A 21,299-nucleotide genomic window follows, 5' to 3' on the forward strand; every position below is an offset into this window, starting at 1 on the left:
CTGTTCACCCTTCGGTCATGGACACGCCCTTGGACTCCGCGAGCACGCCCGCGTACGACGACGTACACCGCGCACCCAGAGCACTGGCCACCGAGGCGGTGCACGCCGGCCGTGACGACCTCGCCCGGCAGGGACTGCACGCCCCGCCGATCGACCTGTCCACCACCTACCCCTCCTACGACAGCCGCGCCGAGGCCGCCCGCATCGACGCCTTCGCCACCGACGGCGCCGACCTCGACGGCACCCCGGTTTACGGACGGCTCGGCAACCCCACCGTCGGCCGCTTCGAGACCGCTCTGGCCCGGCTGGAGGGCACCGAGGCCGCGGTGGCGTTCGCCAGCGGCATGGCCGCGCTGAGCGCGGTGCTCCTCGTCCGGTCCGCCATGGGCCTGCGGCACGTCGTCGCCGTGCGCCCGCTCTACGGCTGCTCCGACCACCTGCTCACCGCGGGGCTGCTCGGCACCGAGGTGACCTGGACCGACCCGGCCGGGATCACCGACGCGCTGCGCCCGGACACCGGTCTGGTGATGGTCGAGTCCCCGGCCAACCCGACGCTGGCCGAGGTGGACCTGCGGGCCGTCGCCCACGCCTGCGGGTCCGTCCCGCTGCTCGCCGACAACACCTTCGCCACCCCTGTGCTGCAACGCCCGGCCGAGCAGGGCGCGCGCCTCGTGCTGCACAGCGCCACCAAGTACCTCGGCGGCCACGGCGACGTGATGGCCGGTGTGGTGGCCTGCGACGAGGAGTTCGCCGGACGGTTGCGGCAGGTGCGGTTCGCCACCGGCGGCGTGCTGCACCCGCTCGCCGGCTATCTGCTGCTGCGCGGGCTGTCCACCCTTCCGGTCCGGGTGCGGGCCGCCTCCGCCACCGCGGCGGAACTGGCTGCCCGCCTGGCGGACGACCCGCGTGTCGCCCGGGTGCACTACCCGTCCATCGGCGGAGCGATGGTCGCCTTCGAGGTGCACGGCGACCCGCACGCCGTCATCGGCGGCGTCGGCCTGATCACGCCGGCCGTGAGCCTCGGCAGTGTCGACACCCTGATCCAGCACCCGGCGTCCATCAGCCACCGCATCGTCGACGCGGACGACCGGCGGGGCGCCGGGGTCGGCGACCGGTTGCTGCGGATGTCGGTGGGCCTGGAGGACGTCGAGGACCTGTGGGCCGACCTGGACCGCGCGCTGGGGCAGTCGCCGGGACAGGCGGAGGTGAAGGGCCTGCACCAGGCGATGAGCTGAGCGGGGCGAGGAGAGTGCGGCCCGGCACAGTCGGGCCGCGCACCCGCCGGGCGCCGCTGCTCAGTCCCGCGGGCGGAAGCCCTCGTACCGCCCCTGCCCGGCGTCGTACGGCAGCCGCGAGGCCACCGGGGCCGCGTCCAGCCGGGCCGTGATGACCACGGTGCCCTCCTCGATCTGGAAGTCGAGCGGCAGGCCGAGGCCCCGCATGGCGGCGACCATGCCGGTGTTGGACGCCTGCGTCACGGCGTACACCCTCGCACAGCCCGCCTTGACGGCCATCGCCACCAGCCGGCCCAGGAGTTCGCCGCCGATGCCGCGGTGCTGCCAGGCGTCCTCGACGAGCAGCGCGACCTCCGTCTCGTCGCCGTCCCACAGCAGGTGACCGAGGCCGACGATCCGCCCGGAGGCGGTCCGTGCGGCCAGTGTGCGGCCGAACCGCGGGCTCAGCAGGTGGTCGAGGTAGCGGTCGGCGTCGCCGACCGGCCCGTGGTAGCGCAGGCCGAGGGTGCGCGCCGAGCAGCGCGCGTGCATCGCCCTGGCCGCCGCGAGGTCGTCGGTGTCGGCCCCGCGCACGGTGATCGCGGCGCCCTCGGGCAGGGCCGGCACGACCTGGCCGCGCGGAACACGCGGTCCGAGCCGGGTGTCCAGCTCCACCAAGGCGCGTGCCCGCGCGAACTCGGTGGGCGTGAAGGGCGGATACGGCCGCTCCACGATGATTGTCCCGCCCTCCGGTGCCCGCAGCCGCATCACCCTGTCCTCGAGCGCTCCCTCGGCCGGCGCCTCCGCCGGGCCCTCGGCCGCCGGCGGCCGGTCCGGCAGGGAACGGATGGTGCACCGCCCCAGCAACTGCCGCAGCGCCAGCGGGAGTTCCGCCGCGTCGAGCGCCGTGCGCGCGGCCAGTCCCAGCACCCGTGTCGGTATGTCCACCAGGTCGTGCGCGTCGGCCCGTTCGATCCATGTGTCGGCGCCGCCGGCCAGTGCGACCGCCACGGTGATGCCGGACGCGTCGAGCCCGCCGGGAGCGCGCAGCAGGAACTCGTCCACCGTGCCCTCGGCCAGCGGATGCGTCTGCAGGCTCAGGATGTCCACCTGCTGGGCGGCCAGCGCCGCGCAGAGCACGGCCAGCGAACCGGGCGCGTCCCGCACGGTCGTCCGCATCCGCCACAGCGCGCTGTCACCCGGCACCGCCTCGGCCGCCGCGGGGCCGACGGCGGTCGGCCCGGACTGCTCGGCGGCGAGCGGCCGGGCGCCGGTATCGTCCGCGGGCGGTGCGTGGCCGTGGCGCCGTGCCCACCAGGTGTGGAAGGCCGCCGTGGCCACCAGCGCGAACGCCGGGATCACCAGCAGGGCCGGGCCGTCGGGGCCGTGACCGATCAGGTTCGCCACCCCGTCGGCCACGGCGACGGCCGTGCAGAGTGCGGCCAGTTCGACCAGGGCCCGCCGCCGGTGGCGCGCGCGGCGGCCGTGCTTCGCCCACGTCGTGTTCGACACGTCTCGAGTCATACGACCACTGTTGCGGAACGTTGTTGCGTGATCGCGAACTCACTGTGACCGACGAGTAAAACGATATTCGCCCCCTTTCGCGGCTGTTTCTTGTGTTTGCCTCGCGTGGTTGTTTCCCACGGTTGCTCTGTGCGGTGCCTCCAGGGCGTGCCGGGTGGATGCCGGTCAGGCAGCCGCCTCCGGGGCCAGCGCGCCGCGCAGCCGGCGGGCCTCCGCGACCAGGCGCGAGGAGCCGCGCCGGTCCGCCGCCCGTGCCAGGTGCGGCAGGTCGCCCCGCGCTTCCGACCGCTCGGCGCACTCGGCCGCCACGGCGAGCAGATCACCGAGCCCGCGCACCGGACCGGCCGGTCCGTCGGCGGCGAGGTCGCAGAGCAGCGGCGGCAGTGCGTGGCCGAGCAGAGCCCACACCGTGGCGTACGCCCCCGTGGACGCGGTCGTGCGCAGGGACTCCGCCAGCCGCAGCGGCTTCACCGCGCCGTGCCGCACCAGCTGCCCGAGGTCCGCGCCGAGGCGGGAGGAGTCCAGCTGCCCGCGCGCGGCGAGGACGAGCAGCGCGTCGACGGCGGCCAGCCGGTCCTCCGGGTGCCGGGCCCCCAGCCCGTACGCCACGCACAGGTGGGTGGCCTCGCCCGCCTCACCCCCGGACTCGGCGAGCAGCGGAAGGACGGAGGCCGCGCCCCGCGTGTCGTCCATGGCCGCGGCGGCCAGGTCCGGCAGGACCCGCACGGCCACCAGCTCACGCAGTTCGGGCACCACGGCCGGCCAGTGAGGCCGAGGGGTGCCGCTCCAGTGCGAGCAGTACCGGCCCTTCGTGAAGGCGCTCGACGGCCCGCCCAGTGCGCGGAAGGCGTCGGGGAGGTCCTCTTGCAGCTCGGGAAGTTCACCGGACTCCACCAGTGCGGGCGACTCCGACGTGCGGCGCCGGACCGTCGGCAGTACGGGAGCGCCGGCGGTCAGCCAGTGGGAGAGCCGTCTCCCTTCCGCCGTGTCCAGGGCCGCAGCCCGCTTTGCCGCGGCGGCCGCCGCCGAACGGTCCCCGCGCCGCACCCGGAGCAGCGCCTGCGCGAAGTCGGCCGCCGACACGCGCGCCCCGAGCCGCCGGTACGCGTCGAGCCGCTCCACCAGCTCGTCCGGCTCCAGCAGTCCCGTGCTCCAGGTGGGCGTCGAGAGCAGGAACGGCAGGGGGTCCGTGCGGACCCGGTACGCCACCTCCCACAGGCGGGCGTCGAAGGCCTGGGAGAGCGCGTCGTGTCCGCAGGTCTGGCCCCGTGCCCCGGGCCGGATCGCGGCGCGCAGGGTGGCGGTGCTCAGCTTTCCCCGCAGCGTGGCGAGCAGCAGGTCCAGGCCGGCGGACGTGTCGAAGCCGCCCCGGACGCCACCGAACTGATACTCGAGCCGCAGGCCGTGGAACGGGTCGGTCCCGTCCCACCACTGGCGGGAGATCACCGGTTCCAGCGCCTGAAGCAGGGCGTCCCGGTCGCGGTGGGCGTGGCGTACCAGCCCGTCCAGGGCGCGTTCAAAACCGGTCACGTCGGTGTCGGAGGCCAGCGCGGCCCCCACCTCCTCGGCCAGTTCGACCACCGAGGCCGCCGCAGGCGCGAGACGCGCCGGCTCGGGAACCGGTGGAAGCACCTCCTCGTACGCCGTGGCCACCGCCGCGGGTGCCGCCCCCAGCGACCCGACCGCCTGAACGCGCAGGGAGGGAATCAACTGCTCGGCGGCCAGGGCGAGTTCGGCGCGCACCTCGGCGGAGTGGACCTTCTTCACATGCCGCTGAGCGAGCTTGAGCGCCCGCTCCTGCACGCCGGCGTCCTCGTGTCCGAAGGCCTGCGCGACGGCGGGCAGCAGCTCGTCCGCCCCCGCTGCGTCCCGGGCGAGCACCTTGCCCAGCAGCACGAGCTGCGCCCGCACCAGCTTGCGTTCCGGCCGGAACAGCACCGCACCGGACACCTCCGCCAGGTGGCGGTGCGTCAACTGACCGTGCAGGGCCAGCGCGCCGAGCACCGCCTGGGCGTGCGAAGCCACCGGGGACACCGCGTCCGAGGCCAGCGCCGCCCAGTCGGCCACCCGCTCCCGCTGCTCCTCGCGCGTGAGCGCCAGGGACGTCAGCACACGCAGGAACGCCCGGTGGTCGGCGTTCGTGCCGCCCCGCAGCAGCCGGGCCACGCAGGAGTCGACCGTGGCCCTCCGGTCGAGCGGACCCTCCAGGGTGAGCCGCGCGAGCGCTTCGTGCCAGCTGTCGGGGCCTTCGTCGGACGTCCATTCCAGCAGGCCGCCGATGTCGTTCACCTCGAAGAGCGCGGTCACGAGTGGTACGAGGTGCGGGTCGGTGCGCAGCCGCTCCAGCAGGGTGTTGCCACGCCTCCAGTTGCCGCGGACCTGCCGCACCCAGCCCCGCACATAGGCGTCGGTCGTCGGCACCGGGCAGTCCGCCAGACGCACCAGGGCGGACATCAGCTCGTAGGGCACCTGCGCGGTGGCGGGCCGCTGGGCGAGCCGGTTCGCCAGATCGGCGAGCCAGCCGGTCTCCCGGTCGGCGAGGACGCGGAGCAGCACCGCGGGGGAGACCCCCGACCAGCGCATGTCGGCGGCCGCGATCCAGCTCGCCACGCCGGCCGCGCCGGTCTGGCACGCGACCCCGGCCACGTACAGCGCCGGATAGGCGCGGCGGGACGGCTCGTTCCAGCGCGTCGCCCTGAGTTCCTTGCGCAGCGCCTTCAACTCGGGGAAGAGCGACCGGCGTTCGGTAACGGTCATGGCGCCCAGCAAGCCGATCACCTCGGCCGTCCGCCCGGCCCGCACCGTCTCCGTCAGCGATGTCATCGCACACCCCCGCCCACTCGTGCCACGTCCTGCTCCTCCGCGGCGGTGCCCCGCCGCGCCATGCGCACCGCCAGCGCGTGCTTGCACGGCCCGCGCCCGCCCCGGTACTTCGCCCACCACTGGCAACTGCAACTGAGGACGCCCCGGTCCTCACGCACCCGGTGTGCGTGCCCGTCCTCGGCCGTCACCGTCGCCAGGGCGCCGTCCAGGGCGACCGCTCCCGCGGTGAGGAGAGCGCGGGCCGCCCGCAGGCGCGGGTTGTGCCGCTCGGCGCGATCCGCGTCGTAGGGCAACTCCCGGTGGAAGTACGCCGCCTCAGCGGTGTCGTATCCGACCCGGCCCGAGGTGCCGAGCCGGACCAGCGCCGCGCGGACCCGCTCCGGGGCGAGCCCGGAGGAGGCGGCGAGGTCGGCGACGTCGACGCGGGGCTCCCAGGCCAGCAGCACCGCGACCAGCTCCGCGTCCTCGGCCGCCTCGTCGGTGGCGAGCGCGTCCAGCACCCCGCCTTCGCCGGAGAACCCGCGTGAGGCGTCCGGCGACAGGGTCAGCGTGAGTCGCATGCCAGGAAGGACCGCCTCCCAGGCACTGGCCGTGGCGGCGGCGCCCGCGACCGCCGGGCCGTACACGCGCAGGGCGGTCGCATGCCTCAGCACACGCTGGAGCGCGGCAAGCCGCTCGGGCCCGGGCAGGCAGACCGCACCGGGCACGGGCCGGGTGGTCGGCCGCAGGGCGCGACCCGCCAGAACCACCCACCGCGGACCGCCCGTGGCGCTCCGCGGCCCGCTCCGGGGCAGCGACCGCAGGAACCGCACGGCCTCGGCCGCGGGCAGCTCGGCCCGCAGGTCGAAACCGGCGGCTATGACCTGGGCCTCCGCGAACCCGCGCAGCCACCGATCGGGCAGCGGCACCTTCTTCTCCACCACGGGCCCGTCCACGGTGGTCACGGCCAGCTCGTCCGGACCCACCCGCAGATGGAGCGGGTCGTCCGAGCCGATCCGGGACAGCGCTTCGCGCAGCGGGTTGTTGACGTCGACGTTCGTCGTGCCGTGCCCCACCTCGCCGCCGTCCAGGCCGGAGCGCAGCACGTCCAGGCGCGCGTACACCCCGCAGCAGCCGGAGAACGACTCGAAGCGCAGCCGGTCGCCGTTCCCCGTCACCACCGGGTCGAGGGAGGCGCGCGACTGCGGCTGGTAGTACCGGGTGGCCGCCACGTCCGCCACCGCGAGCAGTCCGGCGGAGGCAACCTGAGGGGACGTCAGGAAACCTGCGAAGAACCGCGGATGGTCCTGGATGCCCGTGGGTGTCGCACCCCGGGACGTCTCGAGTCCCAGGCGCTGTCCGCCCGCGGCGGGTTCCAGCACGGAGGGTCGGGAATAGGCCACGGCCTGCAAGGATCGCGTCATGGAAAAACCGTAGGGGCGACCACTGACAACCCGCCTCGACCTGCGCGAACACCCTTCTCGGGGCGGGAGTCACCACCCGGCCCCTGCTCCCGGCCCCCGCCTCCCGGCCTGGCGGCGGTCAGCGGCTGCCGTCCAGGATGACGCGCGCGACCAGTGCCGGGTCGTCGTTCATCGGGACGTGCCCGCAGCCGGGCAGCCGCACGAGCCGGGCCCGGGGGATGATCCGCTGGGCGCGCACTCCCTGGCGGCGCACCAGCAGCCGGTCCCTGGTGCCCCAGGCCACGGTGACGGGTATGCCCGCCAGGACGTCGGTGAAGCGGAGGCCGACACCTGCCCGGAGGGTCTCCTCGAATCCGTCCGCCCGGGCCAGGGCGAGTGTCTCGGCCACCACGGCCTCGGGCTGACGGCGAGCCGGGCGGGCGTAGATGGTGCTGGTCAGGACGGTGCGGCCGGCCGCCGTTTGGGAGAGCCGCTCGACCAGCGGCAGCGGCATCCGCTGGGCGAGCGTGCGCATCGTCCGCAGCACACCGAAGGCATAGCGCCGCTCGGCCTGCGTCCAGAAGCCCGCCGGGGCCAGGGCGGTGACGGACCGTACGAGCTTCTCGCGGCCCAACTCCAGGGCCAGCAGACCGCCCAGGGAGTTGCCCGCCACATGGGGCCGTTCCCACTCAAGTGCCTCGCACAGGGCGCCAAGGACCACGTTCATCGTGGGCAGGTCGTGCCGGAGCCCTTCGGGCAGCGCGGGGGAGGCCCCGAAGCTCGGCAGGTCCACGGCGACCACCTCGCGTTCGGCCGCGAGCAGGTGGACCACCGGGTCCCAGGCCTGGCGGTGGTGCCCGATGCCGTGCAGCAGAAGCAACGGCTCACCGCCGCCCACGCGCGCGTAGGAGAGGGTCACGGTCCGCGGCCCGCGCGCGGAGGGGACCTCGAAGGAGACGGTGGCGGACATGGGCGCTCCTCGTGGGGGACTCGGCCGACGGACGATGGTAGACAGCCTGTCAGCAATTGCTACCGACGGGTAGCCCCCGATCCCGAGGGATCTCGCCGGCCCCGGGATCGGCACGCCGCCGCGCGGCCACAGCGCCTCCCGGCCCGGTACCTGGACACGAACGCCGGACGTCGGCTGGGATGTGGGCGTGACCACCGACAGCGGAACCGAAGTCTTCGAAGAGCACCGCACCGTCCTCATGGGTGTCGCCTACCGCATGCTCGGGCGCGTGGCGGACGCCGAGGACGTACTCCAGGAAACCTGGTTGCGCTGGTCCGCCGCCGACCGGAGCGCGGTGCGCGAGCCGCGCGGCTACCTGGTACGGGTCACCACCCGGCTCGCCATCGACCGGCTCCGCCACATCAAGGCGCGCGGCGAGTCGTACGTCGGCCCCTGGCTGCCGGAACCACTGGTCACGGAACTCGCGCAGACCGTCCCTGACACGGAGGAGCGGGCCGTCCTCGCCGACTCCGTGTCGCTCGCCGTGCTGGTCGTCCTGGAGACGCTGTCACCGCTCGAACGCGCGGTGTTCGTCCTGCGGGAGGCCTTCGGTCATCCGTACGCGGAGATCGCCGCCCTGCTCGACCGCGGCGAGCCCGCGGTGCGCCAACTGGCCGGCCGGGCCCGCAGGCACGTCGGCGAACGGCGGCCGCGCTACGAGGTCGACCCCGTCCAGCGACGCGACCTCACCGAGCGGTTCCTGGCCGCCGCGGCGGGCGCCGACCTGGAGGGGCTGATGGCGCTGCTCGCGCCCGACGCCCGCCTGGTGGGCGACAGCGGCGGCAAATCCAGGGCGCCCCTGCGGATCCTGGAGAGCGCCGACAAGGTGGGCCGCTTCCTGGTCGGCGTGGTGCAGAAGGGCATCCCGGATCCGTCCGTCCGCTTCCTGGAGGTCAACGGCGGCCCCGCGATCCTGGTCCTGTCCGAGGGCAAGCCCGACAGCGTCATCCAACTGGGCGTGGTCGACGGGTGCGTCCAGACCGTCTACCTCGTCCGCAACCCCGACAAGCTGCGGTCCCTGGCCGGCTGAGGCGACCAGGCTCCCGTACAGCGGCCCCGGCCCCGGCGCCCGCACAGCTGCCGCGGCCCCCGTCCCGATGACGGGGGCCGCCGTCGTGGTGCCGGGGAATCCGGCCGTGCGAACGGCTCGTGAACACCGCGCGACAGGCTCCTGTGCGCTGTCCGAGGGAACGAGGATTGGTCTTGACCAAGGGTGGGGGCCGCCTTATCGTCGCAGATAAGTACAACAACCTTTAATAAACAAGGGCGCTAAAACGCGGCCGGACCACGGCGATTGCGGAGGACAGGGTGGGGACCACGCAGCTGGAATCGGTGCCGGAGCCGAAGTACTGGCATCTCAGGACCGTGCTGAGCGAGGCACTGGACTCCGAGTTCTCGGTGGGCGAGATCCTGCCCAACGAACGGGAACTCGCCGCCCGCTTCGGTGTGGCCCGGGCCACGCTGCGCCAGGCGCTGGAGCAACTGGAGCTGGAGGGACGTCTCCAGCGCCGCCGCGGCGTGGGTACGACCGTCGCACCGCCACGCGTGGGTGTGGCCGTCGACACCGAACAGCACGGCTGGCCGGGGGTGGCCGGTGACGCCTGGCAGAGCGTCGACTGCTCCCGGGCCGTACCGCCGGCCGCGATCGCCGGGGTCCTGGAGACCGGCCACGAGGAGTCGGTGCACATGGTGCGCCGGTCCCGGATGAGCCACGGCCAGCCGGTCGCCGCCGAGCTGCTCTACGTTCCGGACGGGTCGGTGCCCGACCTGAGTGCGATCGACGCGCCGTCCGGGCCCGCACGCGCGCGTGCCGTGCTGCGTGAGCTGCACCGCCTCGAGCTGGAGGGCCAGGACCGCTCGGTCGAGCTGGGCTCGGCCCGCGCGGACGACGCCAAGGAGCTCGACCGGCTGCCCGGCGCCCCCGTCCTCGTCGTCACCACCCGCTTCGTCGTCGCGGGACGCACCGCCGCGATCTCCGTCGCCACCTACCGCGCCGACACCTGCCGGCTGACCTTCGGGGACTCGGACGGCGTGGAGATACACCACGGACCGCACCAGCAGGCCTCCTAGGGTCTGTCCCTCCTCCCTCGGACGGGGTCTGTCCCCCGGACCCGCCCCTCGGCGCGGGCCGTCACCGGGAGCGGCGGGCCGTCACCGTGCCCTCCACCGCGAACAGCTGCTCCTCGACGTGGTCGAGGGCCAGCCGGAGCGCGCCCGTCGCGACGGCGGCCTCCCCGAGCATCGACAGGGTCACCTTGGGCGGCCGCAGGCAGTAGCGGTCCAGCTCGCGCCGCAACGGCTCGAGCACGCCGTCCAGCCCGGCCGCCCAGCCGCCGATCACGACCAGTTCCGGGTCCAGGGCCAGCGCCAGCGCCGCCACGTCGTGGACGAGCCGCTGGATGAACCGTTCGACGGCGGCTCCGGCCCGCCGGTCACCCCGGCGGGCCAGCGCGAAGACCTCCGCCACCGCCCGCTCGTCCAGCGGATGCAGCGGCTGGTCCGTCGTCGACAGCAGCGTCTCGGGGGTCGCCTCCCGGCCCAGCAGGTGCAGCGCGCCGATCTCACCGGCGGCGCCGCCGAAACCGCGGTGCAGCCGCCCGCCGATCAGCGAACCGGCGCCCGGGCTCAGTCCCGCCAGCACGAAGACCATGTCGTCGGACTCGGTGGCGGCGCCCTTCCAGTGCTCGGCCACCGCCGCCGCGTTCGCGTCGTTCTCGACGAGCACCGGGCACTTGAACGAACGGCTCAGCCGTTCGCCCAGACGCAGGCCGGTCCAGCCGGGCAGCGCGGTGCCCAGCCGCACCGTGCCGTCCGCCTCGACGATCCCGGGCGTGCCGACCCCGACGGCCCGCAGCGAGCTGCGCGGGACACCGGCCCTGCGCAGCAGTTCGGCCACCGCGCCGCGCAGCCGCTCCAGCCGCTCGTCCGCCTCCGCGGTCTCCTCCACGTCCTTGGCCTGGGCGCCCACGACGCGGCCGTCCAGGTCGGCCAGCAGCGCGGCGACCCGGTGCGCGCCGATCTCCAGGCCCAGCAGATGCCCGGCCTCCGCCCGGAACCGGAACCGGCGCGCGGGCCGTCCCTGCCGTCGTGCGGCGCCCTCCTCGGCCGCCTTCTCGACGACGAGTCCCGCCTCGATCAGGCCCTCCACGACGCCCTCGACGGTCGGCCGGGACAGCCCCGTCACCCGGGTGATCTCCGTGAGCGTCGCGCAGTCCGTGCCACGCAGCGCGTGCAGCACCACCGCGGAGTTGATCCTTCGCAGCAGCGAGGGGTCCCCGCCGGTCAGCCGCCCCACCGTCCGTCCTCCCAGCTCGTGCGCGTGTTGGGCGGATCGTACTCGGCACGGGCCGGGGCAGCGAGTGCCGGGGACGGCACGAGCGCGCGCGGGCCGGGGCAGCGGCAGCCCCCTCGGGGCATGCTCACCCTCGGAGTGCGTGGAGCGCGGGATGAGGCGATGCCACAGCCTGGTCCGAGGTCAGCTCCCGTACCGACGAGACACAACTCCTCGCGACCGTCACCGACACGGTTCGCCGTGAACGCCCGTCACCGACCCGGCCCCGCGGTGAGCGGTCAGGCGGTCTCCGCGGTCACCCTCAGCCGGGCGAACTCCTCGGCCATCGTCTCGGCCGTCCAATGCGCGTTCAGCCCGCTCGGGTTGGGCAGCACCCACACCCGTGTGTCGCCGAACGTCCGCTCCTGCGGCCCCACTTGGGCCGTGCGGTCGCCGAACGCCGCCCGGTAGGCGGTGACGCCCACCACGGCCAGCCACCTCGGCCGCAGCCGCGCCACCTTCAGCGCCAGCAGCCGCCCGCCCTCGCGGTACTCCTGGGACGTCAGCTCCTGAGCCCGGGCCGTCGGCCGCGCCACGACGTTCGTGATGCCCAGCCCGTACGACAGCAACTCGCCCTGCTCCGCGGGCTTCATCAGCCGCGGGGTGAACCCGGACCGGTGCAGCACCGGCCAGAACCGGTTGCCCGGCCGGGCGAAGTGGTGGCCGGTCGCGGCCGTCATCAGACCGGGGTTGATGCCGCAGAACAGCACCCTCAGGCCGTCCGCGACGACATCCGGGACCGGACGGTCGCGGGCGGCCTCGAGTTCCGCCGGGGTGAAGCGGGTCAGAGGATCGCCCCCGGCGTGTAGGCCGCGGCCTCCGGGCGCTGCTTCACGATCTCCTCGATCCGGCCCACGACCGCGCCGACCTGGTCGGCCGCCGCACCGGTGAAGGACAGCTTGTCGGCCATCAGCGCGTCCAGCCCCGCGCGGTCGAGCGGGAGGCGGTCGTCGGCGGCCAGCTTGTCGAGCAGGTCGTTGCGCTCGGCGCCCCGCTCGCGCATGGCGAGCGCGGTGGCGACGGCGTTCTCCTTGATCGCCTCGTGGGCGACCTCGCGGCCGACCCCGGCCCGCACGGCGCCCATCAGCACCTTGGTCGTGGCCAGGAACGGCAGGTAGCGGTCCAGCTCGCGGGCGATCACTGCGGGGAAGGCGCCGAACTCGTCGAGCACCGTCAGGAACGTCTCCAGCAGGCCGTCCAACGCGAAGAACGCGTCCGGCAGCGCGACCCGGCGCACCACCGAGCACGACACGTCGCCCTCGTTCCACTGGTCGCCCGCCAGCTCGCCGGTCATCGAGGCGTAGCCGCGCAGGATCACCATCAGGCCGTTGACCCGCTCGCAGGAGCGCGTGTTCATCTTGTGCGGCATCGCCGAGGAGCCGACCTGGCCCGGCTTGAAGCCCTCGGTGACCAGCTCGTGCCCGGCCATCAGCCGGATCGTCTTCGCCAGCGAGGAGGGCGCCGCCGCCAACTGCACCAGCGCGGTGACGACCTCGTAGTCCAGCGAGCGCGGGTAGACCTGGCCCACCGACGTGAACGCCTGCGCGAAGCCGAGGTGCCCGGCGACGCGCCGCTCCAGCTCCGCGAGCTTCGACGCGTCGCCGCCGAGCAGGTCCAGCATGTCCTGGGCCGTGCCCACCGGGCCCTTGACGCCGCGCAGCGGGTAGCGTCCCAGCAGCTCCTCGACCCGCCCGTGAGCGACCAGCAGCTCGTCCGCCGCGGTCGCGAAACGCTTGCCGAGGGTGGTGGCCTGCGCGGCGACGTTGTGCGAGCGGCCGGCCATGACCAGCTCGCCGTACTCGGCGGCCAGCCTGCCCAGCCGGGCCAGGACGGCGACCGTGCGGTCCCGCATCAGCTCCAGCGAGAGCCGGATCTGCAGCTGCTCGACGTTCTCCGTCAGGTCGCGGGAGGTCATGCCCTTGTGGACGTGCTCGTGCCCGGCGAGGTCGTTGAACTCCTCGATCCGCGCCTTCACGTCGTGCCGGGTGACCTTCTCGCGCTCCGCGATCGAGGCCAGGTCGACCTGGTCGAGGACCCGCTCGTAGTCGGCGATCGCCTTGTCCGGCACCTCGATGCCGAGGTCCTTCTGGGCGCGCAGCACGGCGAGCCAGAGCTGCCGCTCCAGCCTCACCTTCTGTTCGGGCGACCAGAGCGTGGCGAGCTCGGCGGAGGCGTACCGTCCGGCGAGGACGTTCGGGATGCGGGGCTTGACGGGCGCTGAAGTCACGTACACGGAGTCTACTGGCGATTCGTGCAGGCCAGCGCCACGGGGGTGTTCGTGGGAAGCTATGAGAGCTCCGCGTCGGCCGTCGTGGGAGGCTGCGCGAGGTCCTCGTAGGGCAGCAGCTCGGGCCGCTTCGCGGGACGGCCGTCGCCCGAGGAGCGGCCGGTCAGGCGCCGTCCTATCCACGGCAGCAGATGCTGCCGGGCGAAGCGGGCGTCCGTGACCCGGCGGGTGAGCCAGTCCGGACGCGCGGTCGCGGGCATGGGCGTACGCCACTCGGTGTCCTCGGGCTCGTGCCCGAGCGTCTGCCACACCGCCTCCGCGACCCGGCGGTGACCCTCGGCGGTCAGGTGCAGCCGGTCCACGTCCCACAGCCGGGGATCGGCGAGCGACGGCGCCCCGTACAGGTCGACGACGAGCGCGCCGTGCCGTGCGGCGAGCCCGTCGACGCAGGCGAACAACTCCTCCATACGGGGCCGGAAACGCTCCAGAACGGGTCCCTGCCGGCCCGGGCTGCGCATCAGCACCAGCCGCTCGCACGACGGCGCCAGCCGCTCCACGGCCTCCGTGAGCAGCCCCTTGACCCTGCCCATGTCGCACTTGGGCCGCAGCGTGTCGTTGAGGCCGCCCACCAGCGTCACGACGTCGGCCCGCATGGCCGCCGCCTCCTCCACCTGTTCGTCGACGATCTGCCCGATGAGCTTGCCGCGCACGGCGAGGTTGGCGTACCGGAAGCCGGGCGTGCGGGCGGCCATCCGCGCCGCGAGGAGATCCGCCCAGCCGCGGTACGAACCGTCGGGCAGCAGGTCCGACATGCCCTCGGTGAAGGAGTCGCCGACCGCGACCAGGCTCGTGTATGTGGGATTCGTCTGCATGGCGTCAGCGATGGTATCCCGGGGCGCCGCGGCACATACCGAGCGGTCGGCCCATCGGCGTCAGGCCGTTCCGGTCACCCCCGCCGGTCCGAACAGCTCCCGCAGGACGTCCTCCATCGTCACCAGGCCCGCCAGCCGGCCGTCGGCCCCCAGGACCGCCGCCAGATGCGTACGGCTGCCGCGCATCGCGGTGAGCACGTCGTCCAGCGGCGTGCCCTCGCGGACCCGGGCGATGGGGCGCATGTCCCGCAGCCGGAACGGCTCTCCCCGGGGCGAGGCGTCCAGGGCGTCCTTCACATGCAGGTAGCCGACGATGTGGCGTTCCTCGTCGACCACGGGGAAGCGTGAGAAACCGGACTCGGCCGACAGCCGCTCCAGCTGCTCCGGGGTGACGCCCAGACGCGCGTGGACGACCCGCTCCAGCGGGAGCACCACGTCGCGCACGGGCCGGCTGCCCAGCTCCAGCGCGTCGTGCAGCCGCTCCTGCGCCCGGGCGTCGATGAGCCCGGCCGCGCTGGCGTCCTTGACGATCTGGGCCAGTTCCGCGTCCGTGAAGGTCGACGAGACCTCGGTCTTGGCTTCCACCCGCAACAGCTTGAGCAGGCTGTTCGCGAACGTGTTCACCGTGAAGATCACCGGTCGCAGCGCCCGGGACAGCGCGACCAGCGGCGGTCCGAGCAGCAGCGCGCTGCGCACCGGCTCCGCGAGCGCGACGTTCTTCGGCACCATCTCGCCGAACAGCATGTGCAGATACGTCGCCAGGGTCAGCGCGATCACGAACGACACCGCGTGACCCACCCCCGACGGCACGCCCACCGCGTGGAACACCGGCTCCAGCAGGTGCGCGATCGCCGGCTCGGCGACCACACCGAGGACCAGGGTGCACAGGGTGATGCCGAGCTGCGCCGCGGCCAGCAGCGCCGACACGTGCTCCAGGCCCCACAGCACGCTCCTGGCGCGCCGGTCGCCCTCCTCGGCGTACGGCTCGACCTGGCTGCGGCGCACCGAGATCAGCGCGAACTCGGCGCCGACGAAGAAGGCGTTGACGACCAGGGACGCCAGCCCGATCAGGATCTGTACGGCGGTCACCGGCCGGCCCTCTTCTCGTGGTCCTTCCTGCCGTCCTCGCCGTCCTCGCCGTCCTCGCCGTCCGCGTCGTCGAGCGGCGCGTGCAGCAGCACCCGCGCGGCCCGGCGGCCGCTCGCGTCCACCACGTCCAGCCGCCAGCCGGCGACCTGGAGAATGTCGCCGGTTTCGGGGATCCGGCCGAGTTCGGTGGCGATCAGGCCGGCCAGGGTCTCGTACGGGCCCTCCGGCACCCGCAGCCCGACCCGCGCGAGATGGTCCACCCGTGCGGAGCCGTCCGCCGAGTACAGGGCGCGACCCTCCGAGTCGGCTCCGGCCGGGGCGAGGTCGGGCGTCTCGTGCGGGTCGTGCTCGTCGCGCACCTCGCCGACCACCTCCTCGACGATGTCCTCCAGCGTGGCCACGCCCGCGGTGCCGCCGTACTCGTCGATGACGACCGCCATCGTGCGTCTGCCGGAGAGCCGGTCCAGCAGCCGGTCGACGGTCAGCGACTCGGGGACCAGGAGCGGCTCGCGCATGATGTCGGAGACCCGCGTCCGGGGGCGCTGCTCGGCGGGCACGGCCAGCACGTCCTTGATGTGGGCGGTACCCACGACCGCGTCGAGGCCGCCCTGGTACACGGGGAACCGCGACAGCCCGGTCGCCCGGGTCGCGTTCGCCACGTCCTCGCAGGTCGCCCGGGTGTCGAGGGCCACGACCTGGACGCGCGGGGTCATCACGTTCTCCGCGGTCAGGTCGGCCAGGTTCAGCGTGCGCACGAACAGCTCGGCGGTGTCCGGCTCCAGGGCGCCCTCCTTGGCGGAGTGCCGGGCCAGGGCGGCCAGCTCCTGGGGGCCCCGCGCGGAGGCGAGTTCCTCGGCGGGCTCCACGCCGATCCGGCGCACCACGCGGTTCGCCATGTTGTTGAGGTGGGTGATGAAGGGGCGGAAGCCGGTGCTGAACCAGCGCTGCGGACTGCCCACCCGCCTGGCCACCGCGAGCGGTGCGGAGATCGCCCAGTTCTTCGGCACCAGCTCGCCGACGACCATCAGGAACACCGTCGACAGGGCCGTGCCGATGACCAGGGCCACGGTGGTCGCGGTGGACCGGGACAGGCCGAGTGCCTGGACTGGGCCCGCGATCAGCTTGGCGATCGAGGGTTCGGCGAGCATGCCGACCACCAGGTTGGTGACGGTGATGCCGAGCTGCGCCCCGGAGAGCTGGAAGGTCAGGTTCCGTACGGCCTTCAGCGCTCCGGCCGCGCCGCGCTCACCGCGCTCGGCCGCCCGCTCCAGGGCACCGCGATCGACGGTCGTCAGCGAGAACTCGGCCGCGACGAAGGCGCCGCAGGCGAGACTGAGCAGCACAGCCACCAGCAACAGGAGCACTTCGGTCATCGGGTCACCCCTGTCCCATGGTCGGGCAGAACCGGGACAGGTGCGCTGTACCGCGCTCGGGGAGGCTCGCCCATGGGCGGACGCTCACAACCTTTCATGGAGGACCGAGTGTCCTCCAAGGGTAAAGGAAGAGCAAAGAAAGGTCGTCGGTCAGTCTGTCAGCGGCTTCACCCAGCGCCGCCAGCGCTCCTCCGGGGCGTAGCCCGCCGCCCGCCAGGCGTGGTGCGCGGCCTCGTTGCGGGTGAGCACCATGGCGTCCCCGCGCCGCCCGCCGAGGCGCACGAACCGCTCCTCGGCGGCCGCCAGCAGCGCCGAGCCGATTCCCCGGCGCCGCCGATCCGGGTGCACGGCCAGCCGGTACAGGTGGCAGCGCCAGCCGTCGAATCCCGCGATGACCGTGCCGGCCAGTTCGCCGTCCTGTTCGGCCAGCAGCAGGGCCTCCGGGTCGCGGGCGAGCAGGCGGGCCATGCCGTCCCGGTCGTCGCTGATGCTCGTGCCCTCAGCCGCGGCCGTCCAGAAGGCCAGCACGGTGTCGAGGTCGTCGGTGGTCGCGGCGCGTATGCGCAGATCGCTCATGTGATGATCACATCACGCACCGTTGCCCACCAGGCGCAATTCCACCATCCGGACCGCCGCGCACCGCCGCGATGCGCGGTCCCCCTCGTGCACCGCCGGGACTCTTCCCCCCTCGCGCACCGACGCGGCTCGCTCCCCGTCGCGCACGGCGGCGATGCGGTCATCCCGCGCACCGCCGCGATCGCGTCACTCGTGTGCGATCGCCGCCAGCACGTTCATGCGGGAGGCGCGCAGCGCGGGCAGCAGGGCGGCCACGACGCCCACGAGGGCCGCGCCGACCACCACGGCCACGATCGTGCTCCAGGGGATGGCCAGTGCCTTCATGCCCTGGAGGGCCAGTACCCGCTGGGTGCACAGACCCCACACCAGGCCCAGCGCCAGCCCCAGTACCGCGCCGAAGACCGCGATCACCACCGACTCCAGCCGGATCATCCGCCGCAGTTGGCGGCGGGCCAGCCCGATGGCCCGCAGCAGGCCGATCTCCCGGGTGCGCTCCACCACCGACAGGGCGAGGGTGTTGACCACGCCCAGGACCGCGATGACGATCGCCAGGCCCAGCAGCGCGTACACCAGGTAGAGCAGGACCGCGATCTGGTCGTGGACCAGCTTCTTGTAGTCCGCCTGGTCGCGCACCTCCACATTGGGATACGGAGTCAGGGCCTTCTCCAGGTGGGAGCGCAACTGCCCGGCGCCGCTGCCGGGCGCGGCGTTCACGTACAGGACCGCGTCCGGGGTGCCCGGCACGTATTTCTCCAGGGTCCCCATGCCGAAGTACACGCCGCCCTCGATGCCGAACCCCTCGGCCGCGTCCTGGTTGGTGAGCGCCGCCACGGTCAGCCGGGCCTGCCGTCCGCCCTGGAACTCGACGGGCAGCACGCTTCCGGCGCGCACCCCGTGCTTCCCGGCGAAGCGGGCGTCCATGGCGATGTGCCCGTCGGCAAGGGCCGCCGCCGTGTCGCCGTGGACGTACTTGATGTGGGCGACCGAGTCGAGCCGTGGGTCGTATCCGGAGGCGGTGGTCTCGACGCGTTTGCCGTCCGGCATCCGCAGGGCGACCGCCGCCAGCCGCTGCCGTACGACGGTGCCGACGCCCCGGGTGGCGTGCACCGCGTCCGTGACCTGTGCGGAGAACGGCAGGAAGTTGCGGTTCTGCACCATGTAGTCGGCGCCCAGCACCCGGTCGATCTGGCGGTCCAGGGAGCGGGTCATGGAGGCGCTGGCCACGGACAGCCCGCCGACCAGGGCCAGGCCCACCATCAGGGCGGCCGCGGTGGCACCGGTCCGGCGCGGGTTGCGCAGCGCGTTGCGCTGGCTCATCCGCCCGATGGACCCGAACAGGGCCGGGAAGACCCCACCCAGCACCCGGATCAGCGGGCGCACCAGCAGCGGCCCCGCGACCACGGTGGCGACCAGGGTGAGAACGATGCCCACGCCCAGCAGGGAGGCGGCGGTCGCGGTCCGGTGCGCGGCGGCGCAGCCCGCGAGCGCGGCCGCGCCGGCCGCCCCCACGCCCGCGCCCGCCAGCGCGCGCACCCGCAGGGGCCGCCCCACTCCGGCCACCTCGGCGTCGGACAGCGCCGCCATGGGCGAGACGGTCGCTGCGCGGCGGGCCGGGAGGTAGGCCGCCAGGAAGGTGACGCCGATGCCCACGACGTACGCGGCGACGGGCGTGCTCCACCTGACGACCATCTGCGTGGTCGTCATGTTCGTGCCGAAGTCGCTCATCAGCCGGAGCAGCCCGGCCGCCAGGCCGATCCCGGCCGCGAGCCCCACGGTGGAGCCGACCACGCCGAGCAGCACCGCCTCGGTCAGCACCGAGCGCCGAACCTGCCTCCGGTCGGCTCCCAGGGCCCGCAGCAGGCCCAGTTCGCGGGTGCGCTGGGCGATCAGCATGGAGAAGGTGTTGACGATCAGGAAGATGCCGACGAGGACCGCGATCCCGGCGAATCCGAGCATGACGTACTTGATGACCTTGACGAATCCGCCGAGCCGTGAGGCGGCGGACTTGGCCTGCTCACCGGCGGTCCTCAGGTCGTATCCGGAGGCCCCGACGACCCGGCCGACGCGCTGCTTGAGCTGGGCGTCGGTGACTCCCTTGGCCGCGTCGACCGAGATGCTCGTCGCGCGGTCGGTGGAGCCGAGCAGCCTGGTCTGGGCGGTGGGGGTGTCCAGGAAGAGCCTGGCCGCGCCCGGGTTGGTGGTGGTGAACGCGGCCATGCCGACGATCCGGACGCGGAACGAGCCGGACTGCGCCTGGACCGCGAGCACATCGCCGATCCGCACGTCGTCGTGCCGGGCGGTGTCGGTGTCCAGCAGGGCCTCGCCGTCACCGTGCGGGGCGTGGCCGGAGGCCAGCCGCACCGGGCTGCGGTCGGTGACCTGCCAGTTGGAGACGATGGTCGGGGCGCCCGTGGTGGGGCCGACCGGTTCGTTGCGGCTGTTGACGACCATCGTGTTCTGGACGGCCACGTCCACGTGCGTCGCCGCGACGCCGTCGACCCCGGCCAGCCGCTGGGCGAGGGACGCCGGCACGCTCTGCACGACGCCGGTGGGCAGGGCGGACTGCAGCTCCTGCCTCGGCGCCACCGTCACATCGGCGGCGGTGGAGGCGAAGAGCCGGTTGAAGGTGCGCGCGACGGTGTCGGAGAAGATCAGGCTGCCCGTGACGAAGGCCACGGACAGGATGACGGCCAGGCCCGAGAGCAGCAGCCGCCCCCTGTGGGCCAGGAAGCTGCGCAGTGTCGCCTTGAGCACCGGGTCAGGCCTCCTCGACGGCGAGGCCGTCCCCGTCGAGCCGGTGGTGGACCACGTCGTCGAGGCCGGCGGTGGTGAGTCCGGGGGTTTGGCCGGGGGCCCGGTCGGGGGTCCGGTCGGGAGTGCGGCCGGGGGCGTGGGCGGCTCCTCCGGCGAACAGGCGCATGCGCTCCAGGACGGCCTCCGCGGTCGGGTGCTCCATCGCGTCCACGATCCGGCCGTCCGCGAGGTACAGCACCAGGTCGGAGTGGGCGGCGGCGTTCGGGTCGTGGGTCACCATGACGACGGTCTGCCCGAGGCTGTCGACGGCGTCGCGCAGGAAGCCGAGCACCTCCAGACCGGCGCGTGAGTCGAGATTGCCGGTGGGCTCGTCGGCGAAGATCAGCTCCGGCCGGGAGGCCAGGGCCCGCGCGCAGGCCACGCGCTGCTGCTGGCCGCCGGACAGCTGGGACGGCCGGTGCCCCAGCCGGTTGCGCAGCCCCAGCGCGTCGATGACCTCGTCCAGCCACTTCTCGTCGGGCCCGCGGCCCGCGATGTCCATCGGCAGGGTGATGTTCTCCAGCGCGTTGAGAGTGGGGATGAGGTTGAACGACTGGAACATGAAGCCGATCCGGTCCCGGCGCAACCGGGTCAGCTCGCGGTCCTTCAGGCCGGTGATCTCGGTGTCGCCGACCCAGACCCGGCCGCCCGAGACGGTGTCGAGCCCGGCCAGGCAGTGCATCAGTGTGGACTTCCCGGAGCCGGAGGGGCCCATGACCGTGGTGAAGCGGCCGCGTGCGATGTCGACGTCCACCGAGTCCAGCGCGAGCACGGTGGTCTCGCCCGATCCGTAGGCCTTGGTCAGTCCGCGGGCGCGGGCCGCGATCCCGTCGGCCGGCGCCTGGCCCGGCGACGCAGCAGGTGTGGACACGGGGGCCTCCTTGGGGGTCCTTCGACCCGTTACGTCCTGGCTCATGACAGGTTTGTCCCCGGACGAGCCTAATGTGATCGGGCCCACAGCCGGTATCCTCCGTTGGGCCGAGCAGCGGTCTTGGCCCAGAGGCCGGGTCCCCGGTACGGGTGTAAGGGGCGCGCACGCGTCACGCCGTGCCTGAGCCCGTCCCTGTGCGGCGGCGGGTGCGGCGG

Annotated in this window: 16 protein-coding genes; 3 read left to right on the plus strand and 13 right to left on the minus strand. The window is 73.7% G+C overall.

Going from position 1 to position 21,299, the window contains the following annotated elements; genetic code table 11:
* Positions 1-17: 17 nt before the first annotated feature.
* Entirely contained in the window at positions 18-1,235 is a 1,218-nt protein-coding gene (locus tag ACTYVM_RS10760; RefSeq protein ID WP_445525690.1) for a trans-sulfuration enzyme family protein, read from the plus strand.
* Between the two features lie 60 nt (positions 1,236-1,295).
* Here the strand turns inward: ACTYVM_RS10760 and ACTYVM_RS10765 are convergent, their stop codons facing one another.
* The 4 genes from ACTYVM_RS10765 to ACTYVM_RS10780 all read right to left on the minus strand — a co-directional run bounded on the left by ACTYVM_RS10765 (position 1,296) and on the right by ACTYVM_RS10780 (position 7,913).
* Positions 1,296-2,738, minus strand: a complete 1,443-nt coding sequence (locus ACTYVM_RS10765) for a GNAT family N-acetyltransferase (protein WP_445525691.1) — start codon at positions 2,736-2,738, stop codon at positions 1,296-1,298.
* A 165-nt stretch (positions 2,739-2,903) separates the two neighbouring features.
* A complete protein-coding gene (locus ACTYVM_RS10770) occupies positions 2,904-5,561 on the minus strand; it encodes a DUF7824 domain-containing protein (RefSeq protein WP_445525692.1) in 2,658 nt (885 codons plus the stop codon).
* Positions 5,558-6,964 carry an SWIM zinc finger family protein gene (locus ACTYVM_RS10775; protein ID WP_445525693.1) on the minus strand — a complete coding sequence of 469 codons (1,407 nt, stop codon included), beginning with the start codon at positions 6,962-6,964 and terminating at the stop codon, positions 5,558-5,560. The genes ACTYVM_RS10770 and ACTYVM_RS10775 overlap by 4 nt, the downstream gene beginning before the upstream one ends.
* Positions 6,965-7,082: 118 nt before the next feature.
* The gene (locus ACTYVM_RS10780) at positions 7,083-7,913 is read right to left on the minus strand and encodes an alpha/beta fold hydrolase (RefSeq protein WP_445525694.1); all 831 of its coding nucleotides are present in this window, start codon (positions 7,911-7,913) and stop codon (positions 7,083-7,085) included.
* Positions 7,914-8,100: 187 nt separating this feature from the next.
* On the opposite strand from ACTYVM_RS10780, the gene ACTYVM_RS10785 reads away from it, so the two are divergent.
* A complete protein-coding gene (locus ACTYVM_RS10785; protein ID WP_445525695.1) occupies positions 8,101-8,982 on the plus strand; it encodes an RNA polymerase sigma-70 factor in 882 nt (293 codons plus the stop codon).
* Positions 8,983-9,260: 278 nt separating this feature from the next.
* A complete protein-coding gene (locus ACTYVM_RS10790; RefSeq protein ID WP_445525696.1) occupies positions 9,261-10,022 on the plus strand; it encodes a GntR family transcriptional regulator in 762 nt (253 codons plus the stop codon).
* A gap of 61 nt (positions 10,023-10,083) precedes the next feature.
* On the opposite strand, the gene ACTYVM_RS10795 is transcribed toward ACTYVM_RS10790, so the two are convergent.
* The 9 genes from ACTYVM_RS10795 to ACTYVM_RS10835 all read right to left on the minus strand — a co-directional run bounded on the left by ACTYVM_RS10795 (position 10,084) and on the right by ACTYVM_RS10835 (position 21,084).
* Positions 10,084-11,247 (minus strand): ROK family transcriptional regulator, encoded by a 1,164-nt coding sequence (locus ACTYVM_RS10795; RefSeq protein WP_400029323.1) that lies wholly within the window; start codon positions 11,245-11,247, stop codon positions 10,084-10,086.
* A 275-nt stretch (positions 11,248-11,522) separates the two neighbouring features.
* Positions 11,523-12,071 carry a G/U mismatch-specific DNA glycosylase gene (mug, locus tag ACTYVM_RS10800; RefSeq protein ID WP_445525938.1) on the minus strand — a complete coding sequence of 183 codons (549 nt, stop codon included), beginning with the start codon at positions 12,069-12,071 and terminating at the stop codon, positions 11,523-11,525.
* Positions 12,068-13,510: an adenylosuccinate lyase gene (gene purB / locus ACTYVM_RS10805; protein WP_445525697.1), complete on the minus strand. Its 1,443-nt coding sequence runs from the start codon at positions 13,508-13,510 to the stop codon at positions 12,068-12,070. The genes mug and purB overlap by 4 nt, the downstream gene beginning before the upstream one ends.
* Positions 13,511-13,569: 59 nt before the next feature.
* Entirely contained in the window at positions 13,570-14,382 is an 813-nt protein-coding gene (locus ACTYVM_RS10810) for an SGNH/GDSL hydrolase family protein (RefSeq protein WP_445525698.1), read from the minus strand.
* 60 nt (positions 14,383-14,442) lie between these two features.
* Entirely contained in the window at positions 14,443-15,471 is a 1,029-nt protein-coding gene (locus tag ACTYVM_RS10815; protein WP_445525699.1) for a hemolysin family protein, read from the minus strand.
* Complete coding sequence (locus ACTYVM_RS10820; RefSeq protein ID WP_445525700.1) at positions 15,468-16,844, minus strand: hemolysin family protein; 1,377 nt, start codon at positions 16,842-16,844, stop codon at positions 15,468-15,470. Before ACTYVM_RS10820 ends, ACTYVM_RS10815 begins: the two co-directional genes overlap by 4 nt.
* 150 nt (positions 16,845-16,994) lie before the next feature.
* Complete coding sequence (locus tag ACTYVM_RS10825; protein ID WP_445525701.1) at positions 16,995-17,420, minus strand: GNAT family N-acetyltransferase; 426 nt, start codon at positions 17,418-17,420, stop codon at positions 16,995-16,997.
* A gap of 186 nt (positions 17,421-17,606) precedes the next feature.
* Positions 17,607-20,174 carry an ABC transporter permease gene (locus ACTYVM_RS10830; protein ID WP_445525702.1) on the minus strand — a complete coding sequence of 856 codons (2,568 nt, stop codon included), beginning with the start codon at positions 20,172-20,174 and terminating at the stop codon, positions 17,607-17,609.
* Between the two features lie 4 nt (positions 20,175-20,178).
* Positions 20,179-21,084: an ABC transporter ATP-binding protein gene (locus ACTYVM_RS10835; protein ID WP_445525703.1), complete on the minus strand. Its 906-nt coding sequence runs from the start codon at positions 21,082-21,084 to the stop codon at positions 20,179-20,181.
* Positions 21,085-21,299: the final 215 nt, after the last annotated feature.

It is taken from the genome of Streptomyces cyslabdanicus (assembly GCF_052663305.1).

Bases quoted from the DNA above. Each gene is read 5' to 3' on its own strand.
- ACTYVM_RS10760 (WP_445525690.1), top strand. From the start codon at position 18: ATGGACACGCCCTTGGACTCCGCGAGCACGCCCGCGTACGACGACGTA.
- ACTYVM_RS10765 (WP_445525691.1), bottom strand. From the start codon at position 2,738: ATGACTCGAGACGTGTCGAACACGACGTGGGCGAAGCACGGCCGCCGC.
- ACTYVM_RS10770 (WP_445525692.1), bottom strand. From the start codon at position 5,561: ATGACATCGCTGACGGAGACGGTGCGGGCCGGGCGGACGGCCGAGGTG.
- ACTYVM_RS10775 (WP_445525693.1), bottom strand. From the start codon at position 6,964: ATGACGCGATCCTTGCAGGCCGTGGCCTATTCCCGACCCTCCGTGCTG.
- ACTYVM_RS10780 (WP_445525694.1), bottom strand. From the start codon at position 7,913: ATGTCCGCCACCGTCTCCTTCGAGGTCCCCTCCGCGCGCGGGCCGCGG.
- ACTYVM_RS10810 (WP_445525698.1), bottom strand. From the start codon at position 14,382: ATGCAGACGAATCCCACATACACGAGCCTGGTCGCGGTCGGCGACTCC.
- ACTYVM_RS10820 (WP_445525700.1), bottom strand. From the start codon at position 16,844: ATGACCGAAGTGCTCCTGTTGCTGGTGGCTGTGCTGCTCAGTCTCGCC.
- ACTYVM_RS10825 (WP_445525701.1), bottom strand. From the start codon at position 17,420: ATGAGCGATCTGCGCATACGCGCCGCGACCACCGACGACCTCGACACC.